General features: G+C 72.5%; 21 protein-coding genes. 18 read left to right on the forward strand and 3 right to left on the reverse strand.

Translation table 11 applies throughout. The features are described from left to right. Positions 1 to 190 precede the first annotated feature (190 nt). A complete protein-coding gene (gene bldD / locus ACIQGV_RS27890) occupies positions 191 to 691 on the reverse strand; it encodes a transcriptional regulator BldD (protein ID WP_071364425.1) in 501 nt (166 codons plus the stop codon). 254 nt (positions 692 to 945) lie between these two features. Here bldD and pyrR point away from each other — a divergent pair, with 254 nt between their 5' ends. The 14 genes from pyrR (at position 946) to ACIQGV_RS27960 (ending at position 17799) form a co-directional block, all read left to right on the forward strand. Next, on the forward strand, positions 946 to 1518 hold the full coding sequence (pyrR, locus tag ACIQGV_RS27895) for a bifunctional pyr operon transcriptional regulator/uracil phosphoribosyltransferase PyrR (protein WP_402498887.1): 573 nt from the start codon (positions 946 to 948) through the stop codon (positions 1516 to 1518). 90 nt (positions 1519 to 1608) lie between these two features. After that, complete coding sequence (locus ACIQGV_RS27900) at positions 1609 to 2586, forward strand: aspartate carbamoyltransferase catalytic subunit (RefSeq protein WP_402498890.1); 978 nt, start codon at positions 1609 to 1611, stop codon at positions 2584 to 2586. Between the two features lie 5 nt (positions 2587 to 2591). After that, the gene (locus ACIQGV_RS27905) at positions 2592 to 3878 is read left to right on the forward strand and encodes a dihydroorotase (protein WP_402498894.1); all 1287 of its coding nucleotides are present in this window, start codon (positions 2592 to 2594) and stop codon (positions 3876 to 3878) included. Further along, complete coding sequence (locus tag ACIQGV_RS27910; protein ID WP_402498897.1) at positions 3875 to 4444, forward strand: hypothetical protein; 570 nt, start codon at positions 3875 to 3877, stop codon at positions 4442 to 4444. Before ACIQGV_RS27905 ends, ACIQGV_RS27910 begins: the two co-directional genes overlap by 4 nt. After that, the gene (gene carA / locus ACIQGV_RS27915) at positions 4441 to 5583 is read left to right on the forward strand and encodes a glutamine-hydrolyzing carbamoyl-phosphate synthase small subunit (RefSeq protein WP_402498900.1); all 1143 of its coding nucleotides are present in this window, start codon (positions 4441 to 4443) and stop codon (positions 5581 to 5583) included. Before ACIQGV_RS27910 ends, carA begins: the two co-directional genes overlap by 4 nt. Continuing rightward, positions 5576 to 8884 (forward strand): carbamoyl-phosphate synthase large subunit, encoded by a 3309-nt coding sequence (gene carB, locus ACIQGV_RS27920; protein WP_402498903.1) that lies wholly within the window; start codon positions 5576 to 5578, stop codon positions 8882 to 8884. Before carA ends, carB begins: the two co-directional genes overlap by 8 nt. Positions 8885 to 8936: 52 nt before the next feature. Continuing rightward, positions 8937 to 10046, forward strand: a complete 1110-nt coding sequence (locus tag ACIQGV_RS27925; RefSeq protein ID WP_402498905.1) for a quinone-dependent dihydroorotate dehydrogenase — start codon at positions 8937 to 8939, stop codon at positions 10044 to 10046. Next, positions 10043 to 10888 (forward strand): orotidine-5'-phosphate decarboxylase, encoded by an 846-nt coding sequence (gene pyrF, locus ACIQGV_RS27930; protein ID WP_402498907.1) that lies wholly within the window; start codon positions 10043 to 10045, stop codon positions 10886 to 10888. The genes ACIQGV_RS27925 and pyrF overlap by 4 nt, the downstream gene beginning before the upstream one ends. 311 nt (positions 10889 to 11199) lie before the next feature. Then, a complete protein-coding gene (locus tag ACIQGV_RS27935) occupies positions 11200 to 11523 on the forward strand; it encodes an integration host factor (protein ID WP_003977346.1) in 324 nt (107 codons plus the stop codon). 60 nt (positions 11524 to 11583) lie between these two features. Then, a complete protein-coding gene (gene gmk / locus ACIQGV_RS27940; RefSeq protein WP_402498910.1) occupies positions 11584 to 12141 on the forward strand; it encodes a guanylate kinase in 558 nt (185 codons plus the stop codon). 61 nt (positions 12142 to 12202) lie between these two features. Beyond that, positions 12203 to 12475: a DNA-directed RNA polymerase subunit omega gene (gene rpoZ, locus ACIQGV_RS27945; protein WP_402498913.1), complete on the forward strand. Its 273-nt coding sequence runs from the start codon at positions 12203 to 12205 to the stop codon at positions 12473 to 12475. 125 nt (positions 12476 to 12600) lie between these two features. Beyond that, positions 12601 to 13803, forward strand: a complete 1203-nt coding sequence (coaBC, locus tag ACIQGV_RS27950; RefSeq protein WP_402498915.1) for a bifunctional phosphopantothenoylcysteine decarboxylase/phosphopantothenate--cysteine ligase CoaBC — start codon at positions 12601 to 12603, stop codon at positions 13801 to 13803. 240 nt (positions 13804 to 14043) lie between these two features. Continuing rightward, complete coding sequence (gene metK / locus ACIQGV_RS27955) at positions 14044 to 15252, forward strand: methionine adenosyltransferase (protein WP_402498917.1); 1209 nt, start codon at positions 14044 to 14046, stop codon at positions 15250 to 15252. 399 nt (positions 15253 to 15651) lie between these two features. Further along, positions 15652 to 17799: a primosomal protein N' gene (locus tag ACIQGV_RS27960; protein ID WP_402498919.1), complete on the forward strand. Its 2148-nt coding sequence runs from the start codon at positions 15652 to 15654 to the stop codon at positions 17797 to 17799. Between the two features lie 87 nt (positions 17800 to 17886). On the opposite strand, the gene ACIQGV_RS27965 is transcribed toward ACIQGV_RS27960, so the two are convergent. Beyond that, on the reverse strand, positions 17887 to 18423 hold the full coding sequence (locus ACIQGV_RS27965; RefSeq protein WP_402498921.1) for a hypothetical protein: 537 nt from the start codon (positions 18421 to 18423) through the stop codon (positions 17887 to 17889). A gap of 1134 nt (positions 18424 to 19557) precedes the next feature. Here ACIQGV_RS27965 and fmt point away from each other — a divergent pair. Together fmt and ACIQGV_RS27975 are read left to right on the forward strand one after the other, a co-directional pair. Further along, positions 19558 to 20490 (forward strand): methionyl-tRNA formyltransferase, encoded by a 933-nt coding sequence (gene fmt / locus ACIQGV_RS27970; protein WP_402498924.1) that lies wholly within the window; start codon positions 19558 to 19560, stop codon positions 20488 to 20490. A 104-nt stretch (positions 20491 to 20594) separates the two neighbouring features. Beyond that, positions 20595 to 22022 carry an RsmB/NOP family class I SAM-dependent RNA methyltransferase gene (locus tag ACIQGV_RS27975; RefSeq protein WP_402498926.1) on the forward strand — a complete coding sequence of 476 codons (1428 nt, stop codon included), beginning with the start codon at positions 20595 to 20597 and terminating at the stop codon, positions 22020 to 22022. Here the strand turns inward: ACIQGV_RS27975 and ACIQGV_RS27980 are convergent. Further along, positions 22003 to 24186 (reverse strand): MMPL family transporter, encoded by a 2184-nt coding sequence (locus ACIQGV_RS27980; RefSeq protein WP_402498928.1) that lies wholly within the window; start codon positions 24184 to 24186, stop codon positions 22003 to 22005. The genes ACIQGV_RS27975 and ACIQGV_RS27980 overlap by 20 nt on opposite strands. A gap of 92 nt (positions 24187 to 24278) precedes the next feature. Here ACIQGV_RS27980 and rpe point away from each other — a divergent pair, with 92 nt between their 5' ends. Beyond that, positions 24279 to 24965, forward strand: a complete 687-nt coding sequence (gene rpe, locus ACIQGV_RS27985; RefSeq protein ID WP_402498931.1) for a ribulose-phosphate 3-epimerase — start codon at positions 24279 to 24281, stop codon at positions 24963 to 24965. 78 nt (positions 24966 to 25043) lie between these two features. Then, positions 25044 to 26087 carry a sugar-binding transcriptional regulator gene (locus ACIQGV_RS27990; RefSeq protein WP_402498934.1) on the forward strand — a complete coding sequence of 348 codons (1044 nt, stop codon included), beginning with the start codon at positions 25044 to 25046 and terminating at the stop codon, positions 26085 to 26087. The last annotated feature ends 4 nt before the right edge of the window (positions 26088 to 26091 follow it).

Below are 26091 nucleotides of genomic sequence, written 5' to 3' on the forward strand. Positions count from 1 at the left end.
GGCGCCCGGCCCGCCGGGGGGGGGGGGGGGGGGGGGGGGGGGGGCCCCCCCGGGGGGGGGCCCCCCCCCCCGGGGGGCCCCCCGGGGGGGGGCCCCCCCCCCCCCCCCCCCCCCCCCCGGGGGGGGGGGCCCCCCCCCCCCCCCCCCCCCCCCCCCCCGGCGGTACGTTTCTGCTGAGTCCGCGGAGCGCTCAGCTCTCCTCGTGGGAGACCGCGCGGCGCGCGTCGGCGTCCAGGACACCCCAGCTGATGAGCTGCTCGGTGAGGACGGACGGCGACTGGTCGTAGATGACGGCGAGGGTGCGCAGGTCGTCCTGGCGGATCGAGAGCACCTTGCCGTTGTAGTCACCGCGCTGGGACTGGATCGTCGCCGCGTAGCGCTGCAGGGGGCCCGCCTTCTCGGCCGGCACGGTGGCCAGCCGCTCCAGGTCCAGGACCAGCTTCGGCGGGGGCTCGGCGGCGCCGCCCGGGGTCGTGCCCGGCAGCAGCTCCTGGACCGGCACGCCATAGAAATCCGCCAGCTCGGCGAGACGCTGCACGGTCACGGCGCGGTCGCCGCGCTCGTAGGAACCGACCACGACGGCCTTCCAGCGCCCCTGGGACTTCTCCTCGACACCGTGGAGGGAAAGGCCCTGCTGGGTGCGGATGGCGCGGAGCTTGGCTCCGAGCTGTTTGGCGTATTCGCTGGACATATAGCTCCCCGGCACTGGGTCGACGCGGTCGGCTTGGTTTCCGTGCCGCGCGGCTGGTAACTCACTGTGAGGTTACGCAGCGTTACTCTGCTGCGTCAAGCCGAAAGGTCCGCACCGCTTCTTCCGAGGTGGCGGGGCCCCCTTGGGCCAAGGGGGTGAGACGGGGGCGTCCCGGGGGCCTGCTACGGTGGATGGCGCAATCCCGACGTCCTTTAAGGTCCGTCCCGTGAGGCGGAGAAGGAGGTCCGTTCCGTATGGACACGAACCAGGACGCGCAGTCGTCCGAAGCACGGCCCGTTCTCGAAGGCCCCGACATCGCGCGGGTGCTGACCCGCATCGCCCACGAGATCGTCGAGCGCGCCAAGGGCGCCGACGACGTGGTGCTCCTCGGCATTCCGACCCGCGGCGTCTTCCTCGCCCAGCGGCTCGCCGCCAAGCTGGAGCAGATCACCGAACGCAAGGTGCCCTGCGGCTCGCTGGACATCACCATGTACCGCGACGACCTGCGCATGCACCCGCCGCGTGCGCTCGCCCGCACCGAGATCCCCGGTGACGGCCTGGACGGCAAGCTGGTCGTCCTCGTCGACGACGTGCTGTTCTCCGGCCGCACCATCCGCGCCGCCCTCGACGCTCTGAACGACCTCGGGCGCCCCCGCGCGGTGCAGCTCGCGGTCCTCGTCGACCGCGGTCACCGGGAACTGCCCATCCGCGCCGACTACGTCGGCAAGAACCTCCCCACGTCGTTGCGGGAGACGGTCAAGGTCCAGCTCGCCGAGGAGGACGGTCGCGACACCGTGCTGCTCGGTGTGAAGCCGGCCGCCCAGTAGCAAGTCACGCGCACGGCCCGCTTCGGCGTGCCCACCGGCGCGCAGGTTTGCACTGAATCTCCCGATCAACTGCCTTACGGAGCCTGACAGATGCAGCGTCATCTCATCTCGGCCGCCGACCTCACCCGTGACGACGCCGTCCTGATCCTCGACACCGCCGAGGAGATGGCCCGGGTCGCCGACCGGCCGATCAAGAAGCTGCCGACCCTGCGCGGCCGCACCGTCGTGAACCTCTTCTTCGAGGACTCCACGCGCACGCGTATCTCCTTCGAGGCCGCCGAGAAGCGGCTGTCGGCGGACGTCATCAACTTCACCGCCAAGGGTTCCAGCGTGTCCAAGGGCGAGTCCCTGAAGGACACCGCGCAGACCCTGGAGGCCATGGGCGTCGACGCCGTCGTCATCCGGCACGGCGCCTCCGGGGCCCCGTACCGCCTGGCGAACTCCGGCTGGATCGACGCCGCCGTGATCAACGCCGGCGACGGCACCCACCAGCACCCCACGCAGGCCCTGCTGGACGCCTTCACCATGCGCCGCCGCCTGGTCGGCCGGGACGCCGGTCTCGGCCAGGACCTGGCCGGCAAGCACATCACGCTCGTCGGCGACGTCCTGCACAGCCGGGTCGCCCGCTCCAACGTCGACCTGCTGCACACCCTCGGCGCCGAGGTCACCCTGGTCGCGCCGCCCACCCTGGTGCCGGTCGGCGTCGAGACCTGGCCCTGCGAGGTGTCCTACGACCTGGACTCCACGCTGCCCAAGTCCGACGCGGTGATGATGCTGCGCGTCCAGCGCGAGCGCATGAACGCGGCCTTCTTCCCCACCGAGCGCGAGTACTCCCGCCGCTACGGCCTGGACGGCGAGCGCATGGCGCGGCTGCCCGAGCACGCCATCGTGATGCACCCCGGCCCGATGGTCCGCGGCATGGAGATCACCGCCGAGGTCGCCGACTCCGACCGCTGCACCGTCGTCGAGCAGGTCGCCAACGGCGTGTCCATCCGCATGGCCGTCCTCTACCTGCTGCTCGGGGGCAACGAGCCCGCCGTCACCCACCCCCGTACCGAGGAGAAGTAAGACTCATGAGCAAGATCCTGATCCGTGGTGCGAAGGTGCTCGGCGGCGAGGCGCAGGACGTCCTGATCGACGGCGAGACCATCGCCGAGGTGGGCCAGGGCCTGACCGCCGAGGGCGCCGAGGTCGTCGAGGCGGCCGGCAAGGTGCTGCTGCCGGGCCTGGTCGACCTGCACACCCATCTGCGCGAGCCGGGCCGCGAGGACTCCGAGACCGTCCTGACCGGCACCCGCGCGGCCGCCTCCGGCGGCTACACCGCCGTGTTCGCCATGGCCAACACCTTCCCGGTCGCCGACACCGCCGGTGTCGTCGAGCAGGTCTACCGGCTCGGCCAGGAGCACGGCTACTGCGACGTGCAGCCGATCGGCGCCGTCACGGTCGGCCTGGAGGGCCGCAAGCTCGCCGAGCTGGGCGCCATGCACGAGTCCGCCGCCGGGGTGACCGTCTTCTCCGACGACGGCAAGTGCGTCGACGACGCCGTGATCATGCGCCGGGCGCTGGAGTACGTGAAGGCGTTCGGCGGTGTCGTCGCCCAGCACGCGCAGGAGCCCCGCCTCACCGAGGGCGCCCAGATGAACGAGGGCATCGTCTCCGCCGAGCTGGGTCTCGGCGGCTGGCCGGCCGTCGCCGAGGAGTCGATCATCGCCCGGGACGTGCTGCTCGCCGAGCACGTCGGCTCCCGCGTCCACATCTGCCACCTGTCGACCGCCGGGTCCGTCGAGATCGTCCGCTGGGCCAAGTCCCGCGGCATCGACGTCACCGCCGAGGTCACCCCGCACCACCTCCTCCTCACCGACGAGCTGGTGCGCAGCTACAACCCCGTCTACAAGGTCAACCCGCCACTGCGCACCGAGCGCGATGTGACGGCGCTGCGCGAGGCCCTCGCCGACGGCACGATCGACATCGTCGCCACCGACCACGCCCCGCACCCGCACGAGGACAAGGACTGCGAGTGGGCCGCGGCCGCCATGGGCATGGTCGGCCTGGAGACCGCGCTGTCGGTGGTCCAGGAGACCATGGTGGAGACGGGCCTGCTGGACTGGGCCGGGGTCGCCGACCGGATGTCCTTCAAGCCCGCCGAGATCGGGCGGGCGAAGGGCCATGGACGCCCCGTCTCGGCTGGTGAGCCCGCCAACCTCACGCTCGTCGACACGGCATACCGTGGCCAGGTGGACCCCGAGGGCTTCGCCTCGCGCAGCCGCAACACTCCGTACGAGGGGCGCGAGCTGCCGGGCCGTGTGACGCACACGTGGCTCCGGGGCAAGGCCACCCTCGTCGACGGGAAGCTCACGTGACACCTGTACTCCTGCTGGCCGCCGAGAAGAAATCGGCAGAGGTCACCGACTGGGCCGCCCGCCTGGGCTGGGTCCTCGGTCTCGCCCTCTTCGTCGCGCTCGTCTACTGGCTGATGCGCGAGGGCTGGAAGTGGCGCGGCACGCTCCAGGGCGACCTGCCGGAGCTGCCCAGCGCGCCGGAGCGGACCGGCGCGGTGAAACTGAGCATGAGCGGCCGCTACCACGGCTCCACCACCGCCGGTCAGTGGCTCGACCGGATCGTGGCGCACGGCCTGGGCACCCGCAGCCGGGCCGAGCTCACGCTCACCGACGCGGGACTGGACGTCGTACGCCCCGGCGCGAGCGACTTCTTCGTCCCAGCGGAGGCGCTGCGCGAGGCCCGGCTCGACAAGGGCATCGCCGGCAAGGTCCTCACCGAGGGCGGCCTGCTCGTGGTGACCTGGGAGCACGGCGGCCGGCTGATCGACTCGGGCTTCCGCTCCGGCCACGCGGCGGAGCACGGCGACTGGGTCACCACCCTCAACTCCATGATCGAAACCAACAGCACGGAAGGCGCCGAACGATGACGACCTCCACACAAGGAACCGTGAAGGTTCCTGCCGTACTCGTCCTGGAGGACGGCCGGATCTTCCGCGGCCGCGCCTACGGGGCCGTGGGGGTGACCTTCGGCGAGGCCGTGTTCTCCACCGGCATGACGGGCTACCAGGAGACCCTCACCGACCCGTCCTACCACCGCCAGGTCGTGGTGATGACCGCCCCGCACGTCGGCAACACCGGCGTCAACGACGAGGACCCCGAGAGCAAGCGGATCTGGGTCGCCGGCTACGTCGTGCGCGACCCCGCGCGCGTGCCGTCCAACTGGCGCTCCCGGCGCTCGCTGGACGACGAGCTGCGCACCCAGGGCGTCGTCGGAATCTCCGGCATCGACACCCGCGCCCTCACCCGCCACCTGCGCGAGCGCGGCGCCATGCGCGTCGGCATCTTCTCCGGCAACGCCCTGCCCGACGAGGGCACCATGCTCGCCGAGGTCCGCCAGGCCCCCGAGATGGAGGGCGCGGACCTGTCCGCCGAGGTCGCCACCAAGGAGACCTACGTCGTCCCCGCGATCGGCGAGAAGAAGTACACCGTCGCCGCCGTCGACCTCGGCATCAAGGGCATGACCCCGCACCGCATGGCCGAGCGCGGCATCGAGGTGCACGTCCTGCCCGCCACGGCCACCGCCGAGGACGTCTACGCCGTGAACCCCGACGGCGTGTTCTTCTCCAACGGCCCCGGCGACCCGGCCACCGCCGACCACCCGGTCTCGGTGATGCGCGAGGTGCTCGGGCGCGGCACGCCGCTGTTCGGCATCTGCTTCGGCAACCAGATCCTCGGCCGCGCGCTCGGCTTCGGCACCTACAAGCTGAAGTACGGCCACCGCGGCATCAACCAGCCGGTGCAGGACCGCACGACCGGCAAGGTCGAGGTCACCGCGCACAACCACGGCTTCGCCGTCGACGCCCCGCTCGACAAGGTGTCCGACACCCCCTACGGCCGCGTCGAGGTCTCCCACGTCTGCCTCAACGACAACGTGGTGGAGGGTCTCCAGCTCCTCGACCAGCCGGCTTTCAGTGTCCAGTACCACCCCGAAGCGGCCGCCGGTCCCCACGACGCCGCCTACCTGTTCGACCGCTTCGTGAAGCTCATGGAGGGCCAGCGTGCCTAAGCGCACCGATATCCAGTCCGTCCTGGTCATCGGCTCCGGCCCGATCGTCATCGGCCAGGCCGCCGAGTTCGACTACTCCGGCACCCAGGCGTGCCGGGTCCTGAAGTCCGAGGGCCTGCGGGTCGTCCTGGTGAACTCCAACCCGGCGACGATCATGACCGACCCGGAGATCGCCGACGCCACCTACGTCGAGCCGATCACCCCGGAGTTCGTCGAGAAGATCATCGCCAAGGAGCGCCCCGACGCCCTGCTGCCCACCCTGGGCGGCCAGACGGCCCTCAACACAGCGATCTCCCTCGCCGGGAACGGCGTCCTGGAGAAGTACGGCGTCGAGCTGATCGGCGCCAACGTGGAGGCGATCAACAAGGGCGAGGACCGCGACCTGTTCAAGGAGGTCGTGGAGGAGGTCCGCCGCAAGACCGGGCACGGCGAGTCCGCCCGCTCGGTCATCTGCCACACCATGGACGAGGTCCTCGCGGGTGTCGACGAGCTCGGCGGCTACCCGGTCGTCGTCCGCCCGTCCTTCACCATGGGCGGCGCCGGCTCCGGCTTCGCCCACGACGAGGACGAGCTGCGCCGCATCGCCGGCCAGGGCCTCACGCTCTCCCCGACCACCGAGGTGCTCCTGGAGGAGTCCATCCTCGGCTGGAAGGAGTACGAGCTGGAGCTGATGCGCGACAAGCACGACAACGTCGTGGTCGTCTGCTCCATCGAGAACTTCGACCCGATGGGCGTGCACACCGGCGACTCCATCACCGTCGCCCCGGCGATGACGCTCACCGACCGCGAGTACCAGATCCTGCGCGACATCGGCATCGCCGTCATCCGCGAGGTCGGCGTCGACACCGGCGGCTGCAACATCCAGTTCGCGGTGAACCCCGAGGACGGCCGGGTCATCGTCATCGAGATGAACCCGCGTGTGTCGCGCTCCTCGGCCCTCGCCTCCAAGGCCACCGGCTTCCCGATCGCGAAGATCGCCGCCAAGCTCGCCGTCGGCTACACCCTCGACGAGATCCCGAACGACATCACGCAGGAGACCCCGGCCTCCTTCGAGCCGACGCTCGACTACGTGGTCGTGAAGGCCCCGAGGTTCGCCTTCGAGAAGTTCCCGCAGGCCGACTCCACCCTCACCACCACCATGAAGTCGGTCGGCGAGGCCATGGCCATCGGCCGCAACTTCACCGAGGCGTTCCAGAAGGCGCTGCGCTCCCTGGAGAAGAAGGGCAGCCAGTTCACCTTCGTCGGCGAGCCCGGCGACAAGGACGCCCTGCTGAACGAGGCCGTCCGCCCCACCGACGGCCGCATCAACACGGTCATGCAGGCCATCCGCGCGGGCGCCACCCAGGAGGAGATCTTCGACTACACGAAGATCGACCCCTGGTTCGTCGACCAGCTCTTCCTGATCAAGGAGATCGCGGACGAGCTGGCCGCCGCCGAGAAGCTGGAGCCGGAGCTGCTCGCCGAGGCCAAGCGGCACGGCTTCTCCGACGCCCAGATCGCCGAGATCCGCGGACTGCGCGAGGACGTCGTCCGCGAGGTGCGGCACGCGCTCGGCGTGCGCCCGGTGTACAAGACGGTCGACACCTGCGCCGCCGAGTTCGCCGCGAAGACGCCGTACTTCTACTCCTCGTACGACGAGGAGACCGAGGTCGCCCCGCGCGAGAAGCCCGCGGTGATCATCCTGGGCTCCGGCCCGAACCGCATCGGCCAGGGCATCGAGTTCGACTACTCCTGCGTCCATGCCTCCTTCGCGCTGTCCGACGCCGGGTTCGAGACCGTGATGGTCAACTGCAACCCCGAGACCGTCTCCACCGACTACGACACCTCCGACCGGCTCTACTTCGAGCCGCTCACCCTGGAGGACGTCCTGGAGATCGTCCACGCCGAGCAGCAGGCCGGCCCCGTCGCGGGCGTCATCGTGCAGCTCGGCGGCCAGACCCCGCTGGGCCTGTCGCAGGCGCTGAAGGACAACGGCGTGCCGGTCGTCGGCACCTCCCCGGAGGCCATCCACGCCGCCGAGGACCGCGGCGCCTTCGGCCGGGTCCTGGCCGAGGCGGGCCTGCCCGCCCCCAAGCACGGCACCGCCACCACCTTCGCCGAGGCCAAGGCCATCGCCGACGAGATCGGCTACCCGGTCCTCGTCCGGCCGTCGTACGTCCTCGGCGGCCGCGGCATGGAGATCGTCTACGACGAGACGCGCCTGGAGGCGTACATCGCCGAGTCGACCGAGATCAGCCCCACCCGGCCGGTGCTCGTCGACCGCTTCCTGGACGACGCGATCGAGATCGACGTCGACGCCCTCTACGACGGCCAGGAGCTCTACCTCGGCGGCGTCATGGAGCACATCGAGGAGGCCGGCATCCACTCCGGCGACTCGGCGTGCGCCCTGCCCCCGATCACCCTCGGCGGCTTCGACATCAAGCGCCTGCGCGCCTCCACCGAGGCCATCGCCAAGGGCGTCGGCGTGCGCGGCCTGATCAACATCCAGTTCGCGATGGCCGGCGACATCCTCTACGTCCTGGAGGCCAACCCGCGCGCCTCGCGCACGGTCCCCTTCACCTCCAAGGCGACCGCCGTGCCGCTGGCGAAGGCCGCCGCCCGTATCTCGCTGGGCGCGACCGTGGCCGAGCTGCGCGCCGAGGGCCTGCTCCCGGCGACCGGCGACGGCGGGGAGCTGCCGCTGGACGCGCCGATCTCCGTCAAGGAGGCCGTCATGCCGTGGTCGCGCTTCCGCGACATCCACGGCCGCGGAGTGGACACCGTCCTCGGCCCGGAGATGCGCTCCACCGGCGAGGTCATGGGCATCGACTCGGTCTTCGGCACGGCGTACGCCAAGTCGCAGGCCGGCGCCTACGGCCCGCTGCCCACCAAGGGCCGCGCCTTCATCTCGGTCGCCAACCGCGACAAGCGCTCGATGATCTTCCCGGCGCGTGAGCTGGTCGCCCACGGCTTCGAGCTGATGGCCACCTCCGGCACCGCCGAGGTCCTCAAGCGCAACGGCATCAACGCCACCGTCGTGCGCAAGCAGTCCGAGGGCACCGGCCCGAACGGTGAGCGGACCATCGTCCAGCTCATCCACGACGGCGAGGTCGACCTCATCGTCAACACCCCGTACGGCACCGGCGGCCGCCTCGACGGCTACGAGATCCGTACGGCGGCCGTGGCGCGGTCGGTCCCGTGCCTGACGACGGTCCAGGCGCTCGCCGCCGCCGTCCAGGGCATCGACGCACTCAACCACGGCGACGTGGGCGTCCGATCGCTCCAGGAACACGCCGAGCACCTGACCGCGGCCCGCGACTAGCAGCCGAAGAGGGGGACACCGGAAACGGTGTCCCCCTCTTCATGAGGACACCATGTACAAGATCTTTTTCACTCTCGTCTTCCAGCACATGGACCCGGAGAAGGCCCACCATCTGGCCTTCCGCTGGATCCGCCTCGCCGCCCGCATCCCGGTGCTGCGCACCTTCGTCGCCGCAGCGCTCGCCCCGCGCCACAAGGAGCTGCGCACCGAGGCCCTCGGGCTGCGCATGCACGGTCCCTTCGGGCTCGCGGCGGGCTTCGACAAGAACGCGGTCGCCATCGACGGCATGTCGATGCTGGGCTTCGACCACGTCGAGATCGGCACGGTCACCGGAGAGCCGCAGCCCGGCAACCCCAAGCAGCGGCTGTTCCGCCTGGTCGCCGACCGCGCCCTGATCAACCGCATGGGCTTCAACAACGAGGGCTCCCTCGCCGTCGCCGCCCGCCTCGCCTCCCGCAACCCCGTGTTCAGAACGGTCGTGGGCGTCAACATCGGCAAGACCAAGGTCGTCCCCGAGGAGGAGGCGGCCGCCGACTACGTGAAGTCGGCCGAGCGCCTTTCGCCGTACGCCGACTACCTGGTCGTGAACGTCTCCTCGCCGAACACGCCCGGACTGCGCAACCTCCAGGCCACCGAGTCGCTGCGCCCGCTGCTGCGCGCCGTCCGCGAGGCCGCCGACCGCACGGTCACCACGCGCCGGGTGCCGCTGCTGGTCAAGATCGCCCCGGACCTCGCCGACGAGGACGTCGACGCGGTCGCCGACCTCGCCGTCGAGCTGGGTCTGGACGGCATCATCGCCACCAACACCACCATCGCGCGCGAGGGCCTCGGCCTGCAGTCCGCCCCCGCCCTCGTCAAGGAGACCGGCGGTCTGTCCGGCGCTCCGCTGAAGGCGCGCTCCCTGGAGGTCCTGCGCCGTCTGTACGCGCGCGTGGGCGACCGGATCACCCTGGTGGGCGTCGGCGGCATCGAGAACGCGGAGGACGCCTGGCAGCGCATCCTGGCCGGCGCCACGCTGGTCCAGGGCTACAGCGCCTTCATCTACGAGGGGCCCTTCTACAGCCGGGCCATCCACAAGGGCCTCGCGGCGCGGCTGCGCCAGAGCCCGTACGCCACCCTCGCCGACGCGGTCGGCGCCGACGTCAGGAGCAGGACGGCATGAGCGTTTCGGAACCCTTCGGCGCCCGGCTGCGCCGTGCCATGGACGAGCGGGGCCCGCTGTGCGTGGGCATCGACCCGCACGCCTCCCTGCTGGCCGAGTGGGGCCTGAACGACGACGTCGCCGGTCTTGAGCGGTTCAGCCGTACCGTCGTGGAGGCCACGGCCGACCGGGTCGCCGTCCTGAAGCCGCAGAGCGCGTTCTTCGAGCGCTTCGGCTCGCGCGGCGTCGCGGTCCTGGAGAAGTCGGTGGAGGAGGCCCGCGCGGCCGGTGCCCTGATCGTGATGGACGCCAAGCGCGGTGACATCGGCTCGACCATGGCCGCCTACGCCGAGGCGTTCCTGCGCAAGGACTCCCCGCTGTTCTCCGACGCGCTGACCGTCTCGCCCTATCTCGGCTACGGCTCGCTCAGCCCGGCCGTCGCGCTGGCCCGGGAGAGCGGTGCCGGTCTCTTCGTGCTCGCGCTGACCTCCAACCCGGAGGGCGGCGAGGTCCAGCACGCGATCCGCGCAGACGGCCGGACCGTCGGCGCGACCATGCTGGCGCATCTGGCGGCCGAGAACGCGGGGGAGGAGCCCCTCGGCTCCTTCGGCGCGGTCGTCGGCGCCACGCTGGGCGATCTGTCGACCTACGACCTGGACATCAACGGCCCGCTCCTCGCGCCGGGCATCGGGGCGCAGGGGGCCACCGCGGCCGACCTTCCCGGGGTGTTCGGGGCCGCCGTGCGCAACGTCGTCCCGAACGTCAGCAGGGGCGTGCTGCGGCAGGGTCCCGACGTCAGCGCGCTGCGGGCGGCGGCGGACCGTTTCGCGGAGGAGATCCGCGCGGCGGTGACGGCCGCCTGAGCGCGACTGGACGCGCGTTCGAGGCGCCGGACGGGCCGCGCGGACCGACTTGAGCCTGGATACATTCTCAAATCCGGGGCAGTATGTCTGAAATATCCCGTCCTGGCGGAGGCTGACCAGGACTTTTCCTCTGTTCTCGCTGACTCCGGCGGACTTGACCGCTAGTCTCCGACGAAGTGGGGGCACCTCCCACGCTCCTCACGACAGCGGGGGACGGCGGGCAGCGTGTTGCTCGCGGCTCCCCTGGTGTGGGGCGACTAGGTTCCTCACCGGTCCGTATCCGACAGTTCGACATCCGAGGTGACGTAGGCGTGGCTCTTCCGCCCCTTACCCCCGAACAGCGCGCAGCCGCGCTCGAAAAGGCCGCCGCGGCTCGCCGGGAGCGGGCCGAGGTCAAGAATCGACTCAAGCACTCCGGCGCCTCCCTTCACGAGGTCATCAAGCAGGGCCAGGAGAACGACGTCATCGGCAAGATGAAGGTCTCCGCCCTGCTGGAGTCCCTGCCGGGCGTGGGCAAGGTCCGCGCCAAGCAGATCATGGAGCGTCTCGGCATCTCCGAGAGCCGCCGCGTGCGTGGCCTCGGCTCCAACCAGATCGCTTCCCTGGAGCGCGAGTTCGGCAGCACCGGTTCCTGACGTACGGGGTACTCCGGGCCTGCGTCCCGGGCACCCCGCGATTGCTGGAATAATCGCTGCATGAGTGAACGTCCGCGGCTGACCGTGCTCTCCGGCCCCTCCGGGGTCGGCAAGAGCACGGTCGTCGCCCATATGCGCAAGGAACACCCCGAGGTCTGGCTCTCGGTGTCGGCGACGACCCGCAAGCCCCGGCCGGGCGAGCAGCACGGAGTCCACTACTTCTTCGTCAGCGACGACGAGATGGACAAGCTGATCGCCAACGGTGAGCTGCTGGAGTGGGCCGAGTTCGCGGGCAACCGCTACGGCACCCCGCGCGGCGCCGTGCTGGAGCGCCTGGAGTCGGGCGAGCCGGTCCTGCTGGAGATCGACCTCCAGGGCGCACGGCAGGTCCGCGAGTCGATGTCCGAGGCCCAGCTGGTGTTCCTGGCTCCCCCTTCCTGGGAGGAGCTGGTGCGCAGGCTGACCGGCCGGGGCACCGAACCGCCCGAGGTGATCGAGCGGCGGCTGGAGGCCGCGAAGGTCGAGCTGGCGGCCGAGCCGGAGTTCGACGAGACGCTGGTCAACACCTCCGTCGAGGATGTGGCGCGCGAGCTGCTAGCCTTGATGGATGTTGTGTGATCACGTGCGTGGTCGCACCATGATCACCATTTGACTTTTCCCACCCATCGGAAGGTAGAGCGTGTCCTCTTCCATCTCCGCGCCCGAGGGCATCATCAACCCGCCGATCGACGAGCTCCTCGAGGCAACCGACTCGAAGTACAGCCTCGTGATCTACGCGGCCAAGCGGGCCCGCCAGATCAACGCGTACTACTCGCAGCTCGGTGAGGGCCTCCTGGAGTACGTCGGTCCGCTCGTGGACACCCACGTCCACGAGAAGCCGCTCTCGATCGCCCTGCGCGAGATCAACGCGGGTCTGCTGACGTCTGAGGCCATCGAGGGCCCCGCGACCTGAGCAGCCCCGTGGCCGGCCGATCGTACGATCGGCCCGCAGCGGGTTTTTCCACAGGCCCGGCAGCGCCGCTGCCGGGCCTGTGGTGTGTCATAGGGGTTGTACGTTTCCGAGCCCGGGGAGAGACGGTGGACAAGCCGAAGGTCGTGCTGGGGGTCAGCGGCGGCATCGCCGCCTACAAGGCATGTGAGCTGCTCAGAAGGCTGACGGAGTCCGGCCACGACGTCCGTGTCGTGCCGACCGCCTCCGCCCTGAACTTCGTCGGCGCCGCCACCTGGTCGGCCCTGTCCGGCAACCCGGTCTCCACGGAGGTCTGGGACGCCGTCCACGAGGTGCCGCACGTCCGCATCGGACAGCACGCCGATCTGGTCGTCGTGGCCCCGGCCACGGCCGACACGCTGGCCAGGGCGGCGCACGGCCTCGCCGACGACCTGCTGACGAACACCCTGCTCACGGCCCGGTGCCCGGTCGTCTTCGCGCCCGCCATGCACACCGAGATGTGGGAGCACCCGGCCACCCAGGAGAACGTGGCCACGCTGCGCCGCCGGGGAGCCGTCGTGATCGAACCCGCGGTCGGCCGGCTCACCGGCGTGGACACCGGCAAGGGCCGGCTGCCGGACCCCGCGGAGATCTTCGAGGTCTGCCGTCGCGTCCTCGCCCGCGGTGCCGCCGAGCCCGACCTCGGGGGCCGCCATGTCGTCGTCAGCGCCGGCGGCACCCGTGAGCCCCTGGACCCGGTCCGCTTCCTCGGCAACCGCTCCTCCGGCAAGCAGGGCTACGCCCTCGCCCGCACCGCGGCCGCGCGCGGCGCCCGGGTCACCCTGATCGCCGCCAACACCGGCCTGCCCGACCCGGCGGGGGTGGACGTCGTCCAGGTCGGCACGGCCGTGCAGCTGCGCGAGGCCGTGCTGAAGGCGGCCGCCGACGCGGACGCGGTGGTGATGGCCGCCGCCGTGGCCGACTTCCGGCCCGCCGCCTACGCCGCCGGGAAGATCAAGAAGAAGGACGGCCAGGAGCCCGAGCCCGTCGTCCTCGTGCGCAACCCGGACGTCCTCGCGGAGATCTCCGCCGACCGCGCCCGCCCCGGACAGGTGGTCGTCGGGTTCGCCGCCGAGACCGACGACGTCCTCGCCAACGGCCGGGCCAAGCTGGAGCGCAAGGGCTGCGATCTGCTCGTGGTCAACGAGGTGGGGGAGCGCAAGACCTTCGGATCGGAGGAGAACGAGGCCGTGGTCCTGGGCGCCGACGGCTCCGAGACCGCCGTACCGTACGGCCCCAAGGAAGCGCTGGCCGAAACCGTGTGGGACCTCGTGGCCGAACGTCTTCGCTGACCGCTTCACCCGTTTCGGGGCACCCGCCCACCACATCAGATTGCGGCGTGGCGACCCTGGCCAATGCCGCTCGGCATTGGGCAGAATGCCCGTGCCGCAGGTCACAGCACTCCCGAGAGGCGAGACAGGTGGGCCCGCGGCCGAGCGCGACCGATAAACTGTTCTCGGACGACGCCGGGCGCAGCCCCCGTCCCGTCCGCCCATGATCAGCCAGCAGCCGCTGCAACCCCAGGGAGCGTTGTGTCCCGTCGCCTGTTCACCTCGGAGTCCGTGACCGAGGGTCACCCCGACAAGATCGCTGACCAGATCAGCGACACCATTCTCGACGCGCTGCTCCGCGAGGACCCCACGTCCCGCGTCGCCGTCGAGACCCTCATCACCACCGGCCTGGTCCACGTGGCCGGCGAGGTCACGACCAAGGCTTACGCGCCGATCCCGCAGCTCGTCCGGGACAAGATCCTGGAGATCGGCTACGACTCCTCCAAGAAGGGCTTCGACGGCGCCTCCTGCGGCGTGTCGGTGTCGATCGGCTCGCAGTCCCCGGACATCGCCCAGGGTGTCGACACGGCGTACGAGTCCCGTGTCGAGGGCGACGACGACGAGCTCGACAAGCAGGGCGCCGGCGACCAGGGCCTGATGTTCGGCTACGCGTCCGACGAGACGCCCACCCTGATGCCGCTGCCGATCTTCCTGGCGCACCGTCTGTCGAAGCGCCTGTCCGAGGTCCGCAAGAACGGCACCATCCCCTACCTGCGCCCCGACGGCAAGACGCAGGTCACCATCGAGTACGACGGCGACAAGGCCGTCCGTCTCGACACCGTCGTCGTCTCCTCGCAGCACGCGAGCGACATCGACCTGGAGTCCCTGCTGGCCCCCGACATCCGCGAGTTCGTCGTGGAGCCGGAGCTGAAGGCCCTGCTCGACGAGGGCATCAAGCTGGACACCGAGGGCTACCGTCTGCTGGTCAACCCGACCGGCCGCTTCGAGATCGGCGGCCCGATGGGCGACGCCGGCCTCACCGGCCGCAAGATCATCATCGACACCTACGGCGGCATGGCCCGCCACGGCGGCGGCGCCTTCTCCGGCAAGGACCCGTCCAAGGTCGACCGCTCCGCCGCCTACGCCATGCGCTGGGTCGCCAAGAACGTCGTCGCCGCGGGCCTCGCCTCCCGCTGCGAGGTCCAGGTCGCCTACGCGATCGGCAAGGCCGAGCCGGTGGGTCTGTTCGTGGAGACCTTCGGCACCCACAAGGTCGAGCCCGAGAAGATCGAGAAGGCCATCGACGAGGTCTTCGACCTGCGCCCGGCCGCGATCATCCGCGACCTCGACCTGCTGCGCCCGATCTACTCCCAGACCGCCGCCTACGGCCACTTCGGCCGTGAGCTGCCCGACTTCACCTGGGAGCGCACGGACCGCGTGGACGCGCTGCGCAAGGCGGCGGGCCTGTAAGGTCCCGCACGGCTCCGCCGAGGCCCGGTGCCCCCGAACGGGGGTGCCGGGCCTCGGCGCGCAAAGCACTGGCAGCGGCTGCGGGTGCTCTCTAGGCTGAGGACCGTCTCCCGGTGCGCGGGCCGCGGTTGCCTCGGTGGAGCACGCCCGGTGCGTGCGGTGAAACTGGATCTTCCTCTCCGCTGCCCCTCCGATCTCGGGACGACGCCGGCGTGGCCCGGTGCGCAGGCCGCGGATCCTTCCGGGAAGCAGTCCCTCGCAGGTTCGAATCCTGCTGCCGGTCCCCGACCGGTATGGCCGAGCGGTCCAAGGCAGACGCGCCCCAGGGCGTGCGTGTTTCCGCGGCCGGCCGGATCTCGGGCCACGCCGGTGTCAGTGCCGTTTGGTAGAAATGCAGGCGTGAGCGGGGATAACGAGCCGGTGGAGGGCGGTGCCGAGGGGGCGCCGCCCGAGCAGCTCGCGCTCATCCGGGAGAGCGTGCGCAAGGCCAAGGAGCCGCGGGCCAAACCCAGGACCTGGCGGGGGGCCGCCCTCGCCAGGGAACTTCCGGTCGCGCGGGTCCTCGTCGACAAGGGCGTGCTGCACCTCGACCGCTACTTCGACTACGCCGTGCCCGAGGAGCTCGACGCCGACGCACAGCCCGGGGTGCGCGTGCGGGTGCGGTTCGGTGCCGGGCGGCATCGTGTGCGGGAGGGCCGCCGCGAGGGCGGAGGGCTGATCGATGGCTTCCTCGTCGAGCGGCGGGCCGAGTCGGACTACTCCGGGCCGCTGGCCGCGCTGGCCCAGGTCGTCTCCCCGGAGCCCGTCCTCAGCGAGGAGTTGCTGGGGCTCGCCCGGGCCGTCGCCGACCGTTACGCGGGAAGCCTCGCCGATGTGCTCCAGCTCGCCGTACCGCCGCGCAGCGCGAAGGCCGAGCAGCGGCCCTCGCCCGCCCCGCTGCCGCCGCCCGCGAGCCCCGAGCCCGGGCCCTGGACGCGCTACGAGCACGGGCCCGCCTTCCTGGAGTCCCTCGCCTCGGGCGGAGCGCCCCGCGCGGTGTGGAACGCGCTGCCGGGCCCCTGGTGGAGCGAGGAGCTCGCCCGGGCCGTGGCCGCGACACTCGCCTCCGGGCGCGGCGCGCTGGTCGTCGTGCCCGACGGCAGGGCGGCCGCCCGGGTCGACGCCGCCCTGACGCAGCTGCTCGGCGACGGGCGGCACGCGCTGCTCACCGCCGACGCCGGACCGGAGAAGCGGTACCGGGAATGGCTCGCCGTACGGCGCGGTGCCGTACGGGCCGTCGTCGGGACCCGGGCCGCCATGTTCGCGCCCGTGCAGAACCTCGGCCTGGTGGCCGTCTGGGACGACGGGGACGACAGCCACAGCGAGCAGCACGCCCCGCAGCCGCACGCGCGTGAGGTGCTGCTGCTGAGGGCCGCGCAGGACAGATGCGGTTTCCTCCTCGGCAGCCCGAGCTGCACGGTGGAGGCCGCACAGCTCGTGGAGAGCGGCTGGGCCCGCCCGCTCGTCGCCCCGCGCGAGCGGGTGCGGGCCCACACCCCGCTGGTGCGGACGGTCGGCGACCAGGACCTCGCCCGCGACGAGGCCGCCCGTGCCGCCCGGCTGCCGACCCTCGCCTGGCAGGCCGTCCGGGACGGGCTGCGGCACGGGCCGGTGCTGGTGCAGGTGCCGCGGCGCGGCTACGTGCCGCGGATGGCGTGCGCCCGGTGCCGTACGCCCGCGCGGTGCCGGCACTGCTCCGGGCCGCTGGAGACGCGGGACGGCGGGGCGCTGGTGTGCGGCTGGTGCGGGCGTGAGGAGTCCGCGTGGCACTGCCCGGAGTGCGGCTCCTTCCGGCTGCGGGCACAGGTCGTCGGGGCGCGGCGCACCGCCGAGGAACTGGGGCGGGCGTTCCCGAAGGTCCCGGTGCGGACCTCGGGGCGCGAGCATGTGCTGGACACCGTGCCGGGCACGCCCGCGCTCGTCGTCAGCACCCCGGGGGCCGAGCCGGTCGCCGAGGGCGGCTATGCGGCTGCCGTGCTGCTGGACGGCTGGGCGATGCTCGGACGGCCCGATCTGCGGGCCGGGGAGGACGCGCTGCGCCGGTGGATCACCGCGGCGTCGCTGGTGCGGGACCGGGCGGCAGGCGGCACGGTCGTCGTGGTCGCCGACCCCACGCTGCGGCCCGTGCAGGCGCTGGTGCGGTGGGACCCCGTGGGGCACGCGGTCCGCGAGCTGGCCGAGCGGGCCGAGCTGGGCTTCCCGCCGGTCTGCCGGATGGCCGCGGTGTCCGGCACCGGCGAGGCGGTCGCCGGCTTCCTCGGCACGGTCGGGCTGCCCCCCGACGCGGAGGTGCTGGGTCCGGTGCCGCTGCCGGACACCCCGCCCGGACGTCCTCGCCGGCCCGGTGCGCCACCGCCCGGCGAGCACTGGGACCGTGCCCTGGTCCGTGTCCCTCCCGGTACCGGCGCCGCGCTGGCGGCCGCGCTGAAGGCCGCCCAGGCGGCCCGTACGGCCCGGGGGGCCGGCGAGGGCGTCCGGATCCGGGTCGATCCACCCGACATCGGCTGACCTCCGCGTCCCCGGGGACGGAGTCTCCGCATGCGACTGCCCTCCCGGCGGGGTGCGCCGGGAGGGCAGTCGCGGAGAGCCGGGCGCTCAGCCGTTGCGGGGAGCGGGGAAGGCCGGGGGCCGGGGATCGTCGCGGAGGGCCGGACTGCCCGCGGTGGGCTGGGTCGGCATGGAGCGGGCCGCGGGGACCGTCGGCACGGCGGGAAGGCCGGCGGTGACGTTGATCGTCCGGGTGCCCGTCGGCTCCGGCTCGGCCTCGGCGGACGTCTGGGCCGCGGCACGGCGGGAGCCGTAACGGCGGTGCACCGCCTGCTTGGTGACGCCGAGAGCGGAACCCACCGCGTCCCAGGAGAAGCCGAGCGAGCGGTCGAAGTCGACCGCGGCCGTGACCAGGGTCTCGACACTGTCCCGCAGCTCCTGGGCGAGGCGGACCGTGGGGGCGGGGGCGCGTCCGTAGACGACGAAGCCCGTGGAGGGGCCGGAGCGGCGCGGGCGGTAGACGTTGCCGAGCTGGGCGGTGAGCGTGCGCAGTGCGTCCACCTGCCGGCGGACCCGCTCGATGTCCCGCACCAGCAGTTGCAGGCTGGCCCGAGCCTGGGCGTCGTGGGTTGCGTGGTCGGCCATGAACAGACCTCTCGAACCGGCGTTGAGGAGAAGGGGCCGGGCCGCCTGAGCGGCCCGTTGTGGTCAACTCTTTCTTGACCAACGCGTGTGTGCTCCGCTGGTCACGGGCTGGGGGCGTACGGGCATATGCGTACGCCGCCCGCCCACCCGCGCGCGCCGCCCCCGCGCGGCCCCGGACCGGGGCCGAGGACCCTGGCGGTACCGGCCTGCCGCCGGCCCCCGGGACGCCACCGTGCCGGTCGCCACCGTGCCGGTCGCACGGCCTCGGACCCGGGCGCCGTGCTTTCCGGGACCCGAGCGCTCCACGGGGCCCGCCGGGGCCCGTCGCAGGGCCGCCCCGCGCCGTCCGGACCGAGTGCCCGCCGGGCCTTCGCACGCCGCCCGCGGCCGAGGGCGCCGGTGAGCTGCTGCGGGCTGTCGTGGTGGTGGGCGTCGGCAGCGGTCGCCGTCGGGCCTGAGGAGGGGCGGCTGAGGCATGTTCCGGAGGCCGGGCGCGCGGCCCGGCTTCGCGTGCCGTCGGGCCCGGGGAGCCGTCGGCCGGGGTGCGACGGGCCGAGGACGTCGTCGGTGGCTGTCGTGGTGGCCGAGGTGTGGCGGTGGGGCGGGTCTCTGTGTGCCGGCGGGTCCGGGGGAGTCGTGGGTCGTGGTCCGGCAGCGGTCTGAGAGCGCGTCGGCCGTCGTGGCCGGGGTGTGGCGGTGGGCTGTCGTGGTGGTGGGCGTCGTCGGTGGCTGTCGTGGTGGTCGGGGTGTGGCGGTGGGGCGGGTCTCTGTGTGCCGGCGGGTCCGGGGGAGTCGTGGGTCGTGGTCCGGCAGCGGTCTGAGAGCGCGTCGGCCGTCGTGGCCGGGGGCGCCGGTGGGCTGTCGTGGTGGTGGGCGTCGGCAGCGGCTGTCGTGGTGGTCGGGGAGCCGTCGGCCGGGGTGCTGCGGTGGGGCGGGGATCGTCCGGTCTCTGTGTGCCGACGGGTCCGGGGAGTCGTGGCTCGTGGTCCGAGAGCGCGTCGGCCGTCGTGGCCGGGGGTGTCGCCGGGGTGCCGTGCGCCGTCGAGGCCGAGGACGCCGGTGGGGCTCGGCATGTCGCGTCATAGACTTGTGCGTTGCCCGTCCGACCCCCGCCCGAGAGGCCCGAACCCACCCATGAAGCTCGTCTTCGCCGGTACCCCCGAGGTCGCTGTTCCCGCCCTGGACGCCCTGATCGCCTCCGGGCGGCACGAGGTGGCCGCCGTCGTCACGCGCCCCGACGCGCCGGCCGGGCGGGGCCGCAGGCTGGTCGCGAGCCCCGTCGCCGAGCGGGCGGAGGAGGCCGGCATCGAGGTGCTCAAGCCGGTGAAGCCGCGCGACCCGGAGTTCCTGGAGCGGCTGCGCGAGATCGCCCCCGACTGCTGCCCGGTCGTCGCCTACGGCGCCCTGCTGCCCCGCGTGGCCCTCGACGTCCCCGCCCACGGCTGGGTCAACCTGCACTTCTCGCTGCTGCCCGCCTGGCGCGGGGCCGCGCCCGTGCAGCACGCCCTCATGGCCGGCGACGAGATCACCGGCGCGTCCACCTTTCTGATCGAGGAGGGCCTGGACTCCGGCCCGGTCTACGGCACCGTCACCGAGACGGTCAGGCCCACCGACACCAGCGGCGACCTGCTGACCCGGCTCGCCTTCGCGGGCGCCGGACTGCTCGCCGCGACCATGGACGGCATCGAGGACGGCACCCTGAAGGCCGTACCGCAGCCCGCCGACGGCATCACCCAGGCGCCGAAGATCACCGTCGAGATGGCGCACGTCGACTGGGCCGCCCCCGCGCTGCGCGTCGACCGGGTCGTGCGGGGCTGCACGCCCGCTCCCGGCGCCTGGACGACCTTCCGCGGCGAGCGCCTCAAGCTCATCCAGGTCGCCCTCACGCCCGCCGTCGCCGACCTCGCCCCCGGCCACCTCGCCGTCGGCAAGAACAGCGTCCACGCCGGCACCGGCAGCCACGCCGTGGAGCTGCTGTGGGTGCAGGCGCAGGGCAAGAAGCCGATGAAGGCCGCCGACTGGGCCCGGGGCGTGCGCATCGCCCCGGGGGAGACGCTCGGCTCCTGACCCGCGAGCGGGGCGGGGACGGGCCCGGGCCTCGCGGCTCGGCCGTGCCCGCCCCCGACGTACGCTGGTCGCAGACCGTATACCGAGATCCGGAGCACCTTTTCGTGAGCGACACCCCCCGTCGGCCCCGTACCGCCGGCAAGTCCTACCGGCGGCCGAAGAAGGACCCCGTCCGCATCCTCGCCTTCGACGCGCTGCGTGCCGTGGACGAGCGGGACGCGTACGCCAACCTCGTGCTGCCGCCGCTGCTGCGCAAGGCGCGGGAGAAGGAGGGGCCCGAGAAGTTCGACGGACGGGACGCGGCGCTGGCCACCGAGCTGGTGTACGGCACGCTGCGCCGGCAGGGGACGTACGACGCGATCATCGCGGAGTGCGTGGACAGGCCGCTCAGGGAGGTCGACCCGCCCGTCCTGGACGTGCTCAGCCTCGGCGCGCACCAGCTGCTCGGCACCCGGATCCCCACCCACGCGGCCGTGTCCGCCACCGTCGAGCTCGCCCGTGTGGTGCTCGGCGACGGCCGGGCCAAGTTCGTCAACGCGGTGCTGCGCAAGATCGCGCAGAACGACCTGGACGGCTGGCTCGCCAAGGTCGCACCGCCCTACGACGAGGACCCCGAGGACCATCTGGCCGTCGTCCACTCGCACCCCCGCTGGGTCGTCTCCGCGCTGTGGGACTCGCTCGGCGGCGGGCGCGCCGGCATCGAGGAGCTGCTGGCCGCCGACAACGAGCGGCCCGAGGTGACCCTGGTCGCCCGGCCCGGCCGGTCCACGGCCGAGGAACTGCTGGGCGAGGAGGCGGCGGTGCCCGGGCGCTGGTCGCCGTACGCCGTGCGGCTCACGGAGGGCGGCGAGCCCGGAGCCGTCGACGCCGTGCGGGAGGGCCGCGCCGGTGTGCAGGACGAGGGCAGCCAGCTCGTCGCGCTCGCCCTGGCGAACGCCCCGCTGGACGGCCCCGACGGGAAATGGCTGGACGGCTGCGCGGGCCCCGGCGGCAAGGCCGCCCTGCTCGCCGCCCTCGCGGCCGAGCGCGGTGCCGTGCTGCTCGCGAGCGAGAAGCAGCCGCACCGTGCGGGCCTGGTCGCCAAGGCCCTCGCCGGCAACCCCGGCCCCTACCAGGTGATCGCCGCCGACGGCACGCGGCCGCCGTGGCGGCCCGGCACCTTCGACCGGGTGCTGATGGACGTGCCCTGCACCGGCCTCGGCGCCCTGCGCCGCCGTCCCGAGGCGCGCTGGCGGCGCCGCCCGGAGGATCTGGAGGGCTTCGGGCCGCTCCAGCGCGCCCTGCTGCGCACCGCGCTGGAGTCGGTGCGGGTCGGCGGGGTCGTCGGCTACGCCACCTGCTCGCCGCATCTCGCCGAGACCCGGGCCGTGGTCGCCGACGTGCTCAAGCAGTTCCCGGACACCGAGCTGGTCGACGCCCGGCCCCTGCTGCCGGGTGTCCCGGAGCTGGGCGAGGGGCCGGACGTGCAGCTGTGGCCGCATGTGCACGGCACCGACGCGATGTACCTGGCCGTCATTCGTCGGACCGCGTAGGGGCCTCGGCCGCCGTGCCGGTGCGGGCCGCCGTGGGCTCTCGCCCGCTCTCCCGCACGCCGGCGGCACCGTCCTGCGCCGCCCTCGACAGGCTGTGCGGCCACCACACCTTCGGACCCACGTCCATGAACAGGGCCGTCACCAGCACCGACCGGACGATGAAGGTGTCGATCAGCACGCCGAGGGCGACCGTGAAGCCGATCTCCGCGAAGGCGACCATCGGCAGGGTGCCCAGGGCCGCGAAGGTGCCGGCCAGCACCAGGCCCGCCGAGGTGATGACCGCCCCGGTGGCCGCGAGGCCGGTGATCACGCCCTGCCGGGTGCCCTGCCGGGCGGCCTCCTCGCGGATCCGTGTGGTGAGGAAGATGTTGTAGTCGATGCCCAGCGCGACCAGGAACACGAAGACGAACAGCGGGAAGTCCGTCGACTCGCCCGCGTAGTCGAAGACGTACCGGAACGCGAGCGCGCTGATGCCGAGCGCCGCGGTGAAGGACAGGATCACCGTTCCGATCAGCAGCAGCGGGGCGGTCAGGGCGCGCAGCAGGACGCACAGGATCAGCAGCACCACGAGCAGCACGAGCGGGATGATCAGCAGGTTGTCGTGCGTGGTGGCCTCGTCCATGTCGAGCAGGGCCGCCGTACCGCCGCCCACCTGCGCGTCGGCGTCGGGCACCGCGTGCACGGCGTCCCGCACCCGCTCCACCGTCTGCTTCGCGGCCTCGCTGTCGGCCGGGGCGGTCATGGTCGCCTCGAACATCACCCTCCCGTCGACCACCGGCTGTGTGCCCGGCGGCAGCTGGAGCGAGGTCGGCACGACGCCCTCGGTCCCGGCGACGACCCGGCCCACCTCCCGGGCCTGCTCCTGGTCGGTGATGACGACGAGCGGATCGCCGCTGCCCGCCGGGAAGTACTCGGCCGAGATCTCCTGGCCGGTGATCGAGTCGGGTTTCCCGGTGAACGCGTCCGCGTTGGAGATGCCCTCCGCGCGCAGCTGGATCAGGCCCAGCGAGCAGATCGCGAGGACCACCGCGGTGACGGCCCACACCATGCGCGGCCGGTCGGAGATACGCCGGCCCATCCGGGCCCACAGCCCCCGCTCGTGCGGGTTCGGGGCGCCCAGGTGGGGGATCGCCGGCCAGAAGATCCACCGGCCGAAGATCACCAGCAGGGCGGGGAACAGCGTCATCATCGCCACCAGCGCGACCGCCACACCGATCGCGGCGACCGGTCCGAGGCCCCGGGTGGAGTTCATCTCCGCCGCCAGCAGCACCAGCATGCTCAGGACGACCGTGGCGCCGGAGGCGATCACCGCCGGGCCCGCCCGGTGCAGGGCCAGCGCCATCGCCTCGTGCCGGTCCTCGTGCCGGCGCAGCTCCTCGCGGTATCGGGCCACGAGCAGCAGCGCGTAGTCCGTGCCCGCGCCGAACACGAGCACCGTGAGGATGCCGGCGCTCTGGCCGTTCACCGTCAGACCCGCGTGTTCGGCGAGGAAGTAGATGAGCGCCTGGGCGGTGAACAGCGCGGCGATCACCCCGAGCAGCGGCACCAGCAGCAGGGTCGGGCTGCGGTAGGTGATCAGCAGCATCACGATCACGACGGCCATCGCCGACAGCAGCAGCGTGGAGTCGATGCCCTCGAAAGCCTCGGAGAAGTCCGCGGACGTGCCGCCGGGCCCGGTGATGTGCACGGCCAGGCCGCCGTGGCTCTCGCCCGTCACGTCCCGGATGGAGTCGACCGCGGGCGCGATGCGCTCCCAGCCCTTCTCGTCCATGGTGATCGGCACCTGGACCTGGGCGGCCTGCGGATCCGCCGCCCGGTCGAAGACCGGTCCCCGTGTCTGGTCGCCGATGATGCCGTGGTCGGTGAGCTGCTTGAGCTGCTGCACGTCCTGCTGGATCTCGGCCCGGTCCTGGACCGTCAGGCCGCCGTCCCGGGCGTAGATCACGACCGCCGGGATCTGCTCGGGCCGGAAGTCCTCGGACGCCTGGAGCACCTGGGTCGACTCCGCGGAGCCGGGCAGCCAGGAGGCCGCGTCGTTGTCCTGGGCGTCGGTGAGCTTCTGCGCGAAGGGCGCGGTCAGGAACAGCAGGATCAGCCACAGGACGAGGACGACCCACTTGGCCCGCCGTCCGCAGACGAGATGTGCGATGCCCCGGTTACTCATGGCCACCCCCAGTGCGGCTCGCTTCCGCCGTGCACAGCCCAGCACCCGAGACCGATGCGGCCAACCCCCGCAGGGCATGGCAGGCTTGGGTCATGGCCGCGCAGATCAACCCCAGCATCCTGTCCGCCGACTTCGCCCGCCTCGCGGACGAGGCCAGGGCGGTGGACGGAGCCGACTGGCTCCACGTCGACGTCATGGACAACCATTTCGTCCCGAACCTCACGCTCGGCGTGCCGGTCGTAGAGTCCCTGGCCCGTGCGACGGACACCCCGCTGGACTGCCATCTGATGATCGAGGCTCCCGATCGGTGGGCCCCTCAGTACGTGGAAGCGGGTGCCTCTTCCGTCACCTTCCACGTCGAGGCGGCCGCCGCCCCGGTGCGGCTCGCCCGGGAGATCCGGGCCAAGGGCGCCCGCGCCTCGATGGCGCTGAAGCCGGCGACGCCCGTCGAGCCGTACGAGGACCTGCTGCCCGAGCTCGACATGCTGCTGATCATGACGGTCGAACCGGGTTTCGGCGGCCAGGCTTTCCTGGACATCATGCTCCCCAAGATTCGCCGCACCCGCGAGTTGATCAGCAAGCACGGGCTGGAGCTCTGGCTCCAGGTCGACGGCGGGGTCTCGGCGTCGACCATCGAACGGTGCGCCGACGCCGGCGCGGACGTCTTCGTGGCGGGATCCGCGGTCTACGGGGCCGAGGACCCGGCGGAAGCGGTCCGCGCGCTGCGTGCCCGGGCGGAATCGGCGACCGCCAGGGCGTCGTGGGCGTGCGACCACTGAGCGTCAGGAACGTGAACGGCGCCCATCAGGGCGGATAGGCCGCGCCGGATCTGCAAGGATGAACGGCGAATCCAGAGTGTGAACAGCAGTGAGGAGATCGCCGTGTCGGGTATGTCGGCGGGCCGGTCAGCCATGCGGATGGGACCCGCAGAGCTGGTGCAGGCGGCGGCCATGGCCCGCCGCTTCTACCTCGAGGGCAAATCCAAGATCCAGATCGCCGAGGAGTTCGGCGTCAGCCGCTTCAAGGTGGCCCGGGTCCTGGAGACCGCTCTCGAGCGGGACCTCGTACGCATCGAGATCCGTGTGCCGGCCGAACTGGACGCCGAGCGCTCCGACGCGCTCCGCGCCCGGTACGGCCTGAGGCATGCCGTCGTGGTCGAGTCCCCGGCCGAGGCGGAGGAGACCCCCGATCCCGAGAATCTCGGCGAGGTCGCCGCCGACCTGCTCGGCGAGCTCGTCAACGAGGGGGACGTCCTGGGGCTGGCCTGGGGCCGGTCCACCATCCACATGGCGGCGGCGCTGGACCGGCTGCCGCCGTGCACGGTGGTGCAGCTGACGGGTGTGTACGACGCCGGGACCGCCGAACGCGGCTCGGTGGAGGCCGTGCGGCGTGCCGCGCAGGTCTCCGGCGGGGACGCCCATCCCATCTACGCGCCGATGCTGCTGCCGGACGCGGCCACCGCGACCGCGCTGCGGCACCAGACGGGTATCGCCCGGGCCTTCGAGTACTTCGACAAGGTCACGGTCGCCTGTGTGTCCATCGGCTCCTGGGAACCGGGCATCTCCACGGTGCACGACATGCTCAGCGACGAGGAGCGGGCGCACTACGCCTCGCTCGGTGTCGCCGCCGAGATGTCCGCGCACCTCTTCGACTCCCAGGGCCGCCGGGTCGGGCGGGACCTGGGGGAGCGGTGCATCACGGTCAAGGCCGACCAGCTCCGCCGTATCCCCGAGGTCGTCGCGATCGCGGGCGGGCAGCGCAAGGCGGCCGCGATCGACGCCGTGCTGCGGTCCGGGCTCGTCACCTCCCTGGTGACGGACACCTCCGCGGCCGACTACCTGATGACGGCGGGCCCGACGCCCAGGCCCGCGCTCAACCGGACCGACCCGGACGGGGTCTGACGGA

The sequence above is a fragment of the Streptomyces sp. NPDC093094 genome (genome assembly GCF_044754345.1).
Taxonomy (GTDB): Bacteria; Actinomycetota; Actinomycetes; order Streptomycetales; family Streptomycetaceae; genus Streptomyces.